The sequence below is a fragment of the Bacillus sp. 007/AIA-02/001 genome (assembly GCF_004634455.1).
GTDB lineage: Bacteria > Bacillota > Bacilli > Bacillales > Bacillaceae_G > Bacillus_A > Bacillus_A cereus.
The window spans coordinates 37389-43388 of the sequence record NZ_SEIY01000029.1 but is presented as its reverse complement, the minus strand read 5'-3'; the positions used below and the strand labels follow the sequence as shown (position 1 = coordinate 43388).

Here is a 6000-nt window from a genome sequence, read left to right as displayed (position 1 = left end):
CTTTTGCATAAAGAGTACCAATCAGGTTTATTTACAACGAAAAATAAGATTTTTAGAGAATAGCTTAGAAAAAAATTATAGAGGTTCAAACAAATGTGGTCACAATTGTTTAAACTTTTAAAGTAAAAAAGTTTTATGAATTTTTCGTGAGATCTCAACCTTTAAATGTTGTAATTTATTTACTTATTTCCCTAATTGGATATATTTCTCTAATTGGATGGAAGTTTAGAATACAGAATCAAAACATAATAGGCTGTTATCGATGAGTTTATCGTAAATTTGTTATTTAATGTGTCATCAAATAACATTTATATACAATAATACATAAAGAAAAGGAGATATTTATGAAAAAATATAGAGTAATAGACACAAATTAAATAGTATGAATAGCTTAGATTGTAAAAACATGGAGAAGAAAACAAAAAAACTTAAGAGTACTAAGGAAAAATGAGAGAGATAATATGGGGAATAATTCAAAACATAAAACTAGAAAAATACTTGCGGCCACTGCTACAGTAACTATGCTTGCGACTGGAATGATTTCTTCATCAGATGTCTTTGCGGAGCAAAAGGAGCAGCAAAAAAATTTATCGACATCACTGCAAAATGAAAAGTCAGTTAAATCAGAAAATAGAACATTTACGGTCCCAGGAAAAGGGGATGTTGAGGTACTGAAACAACAGGAAAGAAAAAATATGGCATTTAGTCCATATGAACCAACTGGTTTATATGCAAAGCCAAATGAACAAATAACGATTAATGTAGAAGGTAATCAAGATATTCAGGTATATATTGGAACTTATTCGTATGATGCTTCTTGGAGAGAAGATTCTAAGATAAAATCATTCACATTAAAACCTGGTATAAACACAATCCAATCTCCAAATGGGGGGATGATTTATTTTTATAATAAACAACAAGGTGGTACCATTCGAACAACAATCACAGCAGGTGGAACGACTACGCCTTTCTTTGAACTAGGAAAGCATACGAAACAAGATTTAATAAACATGCTGGACCAGTATCCTAATGCACATGCAGTGGAGTTAAAAGGCGAACGTGTATTAATTACGGCCAGCCCTGCACGTGTTAAGAAATATTTGTTGGGTTCTAATACAGATCCTGTACAACTATTGAAAAAGATGGATGAAGCTACTCGAATTCAAGACAAAGTAGCTGGATTATCCGAAGAACAAGTAGATAAACATTATATTCATTACGTAGAAGAAAATCATTCTCCCGATTATTATATGTATGCAACTTCTTATCGAACTGCATATGTAGGAGATGCAATCCAATACGTGTTAGATATTAATAAATTTGTAAAAGATGGATGGGGTCCTTGGCATGAGGCAGGACATTTGAGACAACAATCACCTTGGAAGTTTTATAATATGACAGAAGTACAAAATAATATATACAGCCTTTCTGTAGAAAAAGCATTTAATCAACCATCCAACTTAGAGAAAAGTGGAATTTATCCAAAGGCATTTCAATATCTAGAACAAGCGAATAAAAATTATGACGAAATTAGTGATGTTTTTGTAAAACTTGTTATGCTTTGGCAACTACAGTTAGCGTATGGAGAGGATTTCTATCCTAAATTGCATCAATTGTATAGGGACATGCCTTCAAGTGAACTTCCACAAACTGATGAAAATAAAAAACAATTATTTATGATTTCAGCATCAAAAGTAGCCAAACAAAATTTGATTTCTTTCTTTGAGAAGTGGGGATTACGTCCAAATAACGATACCATTCAAAAAGTAGCTGCATTAGGATATCCAATTTTAACAGCAGAGATTTGGAAGGGGACGGATTCTAATCCAATTAAACCAGATATGCCTAATGTAAATAATATTTTAGAAGGAAACCAGTTTGCATGGTCACTAAAAGGAATTAGTGATTTCGAGTTTGCTAAAATTAATTTCAATAAATCGACAGAAGAAATGCAAGTAGACTTAAAAGCAGGCGTACCGCATCATTATTTTAATGAAACATATGCGAGTATTAAAGTACAAAATGCATCAGGGAAAGTAGTATACAATAAAGACATTTATGGAAATAAACAACAAAATGCTGAATCGCGAAAAGTTTCAGTCAAAGTAGGAGATTATATTGAGTTAACACATCTAGAAGGTGTGCATAGAGCTACTCTCACAAATGTAGATAATAGTAAACAAGAGAGCTTTGGAAAAAAAGCCATGTACGAAGTTACAAAGGAAGGTCTGAAGAAAGTAAATCAAATTGTTAATCCGAAACCGGACACAGAAGCTCCAACACAGCCACAAGGATTATATGCAAGCAACCTTACTTCTAACAGTGTAGAGCTAAAATGGAATCCTTCTACAGATAATGTAGGTGTAAAAGAATATCAGGTATTACGCGATGGACAATTGATTCAAACGGTACAAGGAACGATGTTTACTGATCAAAACTTAACAGTTAATAAGGAATATAAATATGCAGTGAAGGCTGTAGATGCAGCTGGAAATACATCAATCCAAAGTGGAATTCTTCTTGTAAAAACCAAAGATCAAAATGTATCTTATGAAAAATGGGATCCAAAGAAGGCATATACAAAGGGCGATAAAGTAGAACATCAAGGGACAGTGTATGAAGCTGTTCAAAATCATCAAGGAAATGGTGACCCGAATTGGATATTTGCACTATCGTTATGGAAAGCAATTACAATCAATTAATATGTAAGAATCAGATGTAAAGATAGAACAACATCCAGTATTTTAAAGAATTACTGGATGTTGTTTGAATTTTGATAGATTTCTCTACTACGTTAGTATTCAATAATAAAAATTAGAAAAGGATGTATATTAGTGATTAGTCAGAAAACAAAGCAAAGATTTAATAAAGTTATTATAATTACCGCAGCATGTAGCATGTTTTCTATGTTTGGAACGTCTATTTTGCACACTAAAGCTGCAACACATTCAGCTGCTCCAGCAGTTTATGTGAGTCCCCAAAATATACCTGCCTCAGATATTATTAGTATAGACTGGTCACCAGTTCAGACACCACCTTATACGTACTGGGCTGTACACAACTGGAATGCAGGTGGTGAAGCTGGAGGATATGCTGGTTTTCAACAACAAAGTGGGTTTGATGAAAATGGAAAACGTACTTTACATTTTGCCTTATGGGATCCAATTTCCTCTAAAGAAGCAATAAAGGCCGAATACTTATCTTCGAATTCGCAAGCTGGACCCTTTGGAGGAGAAGGAACAGGAATGAAGGTTCAAACAACTTATGGTTGGAAAGACTACAATTGGTACACGATGACAATGCGTTCATGGCAAGAAAATGGTCATACTAAATTTGGACAATGGATGAAAGATGTAACAAAGAATAAATGGCATCAAATTGCAATTATGGACTTTCCGGTTGCTAATGTTGCATTTAATCATGGTTTAGGAATGTTTCAAGAAGACTGGGCTGATAGTGGACAGAATGTTCGAGAAGCGCGCTTGAAAAATGGTTATAGCCGAAAATTAGTTGATAAACAATGGAGTTCTTGGAATAATCAAAGTATTTCTGGAACGCATGATAATACTTATCAATATGATGGAGGATCTACTTCAGAATATGTATGGGTCAAAGCAGGAGGTAATACGCAGTCTACTATTGGGGCAGGAAAAATATTCACGCTAAATCAACCTACTCAACCTGAAATAGGAAAACTAGATTTTGATATCCAATCTATATATTATGAAAATGAAAAATTAAATGTATCTTGGAAACTAAAAGAAAATAGTACACCGCAATTTAAGGGGAAAATTGAAATTTATAACAATGAAAATATGACGGGCCAACCTATTAACGTAATTAATGATATTAAATCTTATCAAAATGGAATCAGTCAATCTATATCATTACCAACAAATGCTTATGCAAAAATTGTATTAACGGATATATTTGATCAAACTGTTGAGAAAAAGGTACAAATCAAAAATGAATCTCCAAACATTTTTGAAGGTAATGAATTTGCATGGTCGCTGAAAGGGATTGGAGATTTTGAATTTGCGAAAGTAAATTTAAATAAACCAACAGAAGAAATGCAAATCGATCTAAAAGCAGGTGTACCACATGACTACTTTGATAGTACATATGCAAGTATTAAAGTGCAAAACACATCAGGTAAAGTGGTCTATAACAAAGAGATTTATGGAAACAAACAGCAAAATGCAGAATCGCAGAAAGTTCCAGTCAAAGTAGGCGATTATATAGAGTTAACACATCTAGAAGGTGTACATAGAGCTACTCTTACAAATGTAGATAATAGTAAACAAGAGAGCTTTGGAAAAAAAGCCCTATACGAAGTTACAAAGGAAGGCCTGAAGAAAGTAGAAAAAATGCCAGAAACAACGGTTTTAGATGGAAATCATTTTGGGTGGTCTTTAAAAGGATATAGCGATAGAGAAATCGCAAAAGTTAATTATAATAGGACAACAGAGAAAATGCAGGTGAATTTAGAAGCAGGCGTACCACATTCTTACTTTAATAATACGTATGCAAGTATTACAGTAAAGAATTCAACCGGTAGTGTTGTGTATAATAAGGAAATAGTGGGAAACAGACAACAAACTGCTGAATTCCAAATGGTGCCCGTAAAAACGGGAGATTACATTGAGTTTACCCATATAGAAGGGGAAGCAGTAAAGGAAAAGACACGTGCTACACTTATTAACCTTGAGAATAATAAACAAGAATATATAGGCAAAAAAAGAACCTATCAAGTTACTTCAACGGGATTAAACAAAATAGATTAACATGAAGAACCTTCTAATTATTCGTTAGATGCAAATAGTCGTTCATTATGAACGGCTATTTGGCTTTTATTTAAAGAAAAGTGAAATGAAAATACTCTCTCTTTTGTCTATACTCTCGTTGCTATCAACTGCTACATTTTTTTATTACGAGAAAATAATTTAAAAAATGTGCTTGAGAATTGATACATGTTTAAGTGCTATAGATTTGAGAAAAAAGAAACAGAATAGTAAGGTATTTATTGATAAACTCTCTCTAGTATTACAATATTTTACATATTTGGTATGATGTATATGAGTTCTATGTATATTGAGGGAGGAATGGGAATGAAGAGGTTCATAACACGTGCAAGTGGTAATACAATCTCAAAAAAGTTAGTTTTAATGATGTTGCCGATGGTTTTAATGATATTGATGATTACACCATCGAATGATGTATCGGCAGCAAATCTATCAAAAGCAGGTTCACTAAAAGGCGTGAATTTATTTAATGGAAGTTGGACAGTTGCTATACAGGCAGCAAATTTACAATATGTTTCTGCTGAGCCTTTGGGAAATGTAACAGCAAATCGTAATGTAGTTAATGAATGGGAGAAATTTGAATTAATTCCGACTGGAGAATTATATATGTACGCTTTAAAAGCCAAAAGTAATGGGAAGTATGTTTCGTTTGAGCCAAATGGTAGAGTAGTAGCAGATCGTACATCAATTGGGACATGGGAAAAGTTTATCTTATATAATGGTGGAGACAATAGGATATATGTATTACAAGCACTCAGTAATGGTAGGTATATATCAGCAAATGGTGGTAGAGAATTAACGGCTACTAGTTATGTAGCTGGAAGCTGGGAAAGATTTGTTATTGTATACTTCTAAACTTTGAAGTGTAAAGGGCTGCAGGTAATTAGCAGTCCTTTTTACATGCTAAATAAGGACTTACTGAGGTTATAATGAAAAGAATACGTGACATTGTATGCGTTTTTTTCTCTTTGTGTAGTTTATCAACAAAAAAGAGCGCTTTTAAAGGCGTCCAATGATCAAGATTTATGTAAAAAAGGTGCACAAGATATGGTATGTATGCTTCTTAATCTTGGTGCAGATTTAATACAAAATCCTTATTTGAAAACAAGAAGCCTTAGAGTTAGGGCTCTAGGGCTTCTTGTTTTGGTATTCTCACATGGTTTTTCAAAAAGAATAGAACATATTGAAGATAACATGT

2 protein-coding genes and 1 pseudogene are annotated in these 6000 nt (G+C 33.2%); all 3 read left to right on the top strand.

Annotation, left to right across the window (positions count from 1 at the left end):
* The first annotated feature begins 461 nt into the window (after nucleotides 1-461).
* The 3 genes and pseudogenes from ES895_RS28110 (at nucleotide 462) to ES895_RS28100 (ending at nucleotide 5657) form a co-directional block, all read left to right on the top strand.
* Nucleotides 462-2702, top strand: a complete 2241-nt coding sequence (locus ES895_RS28110) for a M60 family metallopeptidase (protein ID WP_135238838.1) — start codon at nucleotides 462-464, stop codon at nucleotides 2700-2702.
* A gap of 132 nt (nucleotides 2703-2834) precedes the next feature.
* Nucleotides 2835-4781, top strand: a pseudogene (locus ES895_RS28105) (DUF3472 domain-containing protein); the annotation flags it as partial.
* Nucleotides 4782-5108: 327 nt separating this feature from the next.
* Complete coding sequence (locus ES895_RS28100; protein ID WP_000819432.1) at nucleotides 5109-5657, top strand: fascin domain-containing protein; 549 nt, start codon at nucleotides 5109-5111, stop codon at nucleotides 5655-5657.
* Nucleotides 5658-6000 lie beyond the last annotated feature (343 nt).

What these genes read in the sequence shown, in the direction of transcription:
- ES895_RS28100 (WP_000819432.1), top strand. Translation starts at nt 5,109, where the DNA reads ATGAAGAGGTTCATAACACGTGCAAGTGGTAATACAATCTCAAAAAAG.
- ES895_RS28110 (WP_135238838.1), top strand. Translation starts at nt 462, where the DNA reads ATGGGGAATAATTCAAAACATAAAACTAGAAAAATACTTGCGGCCACT.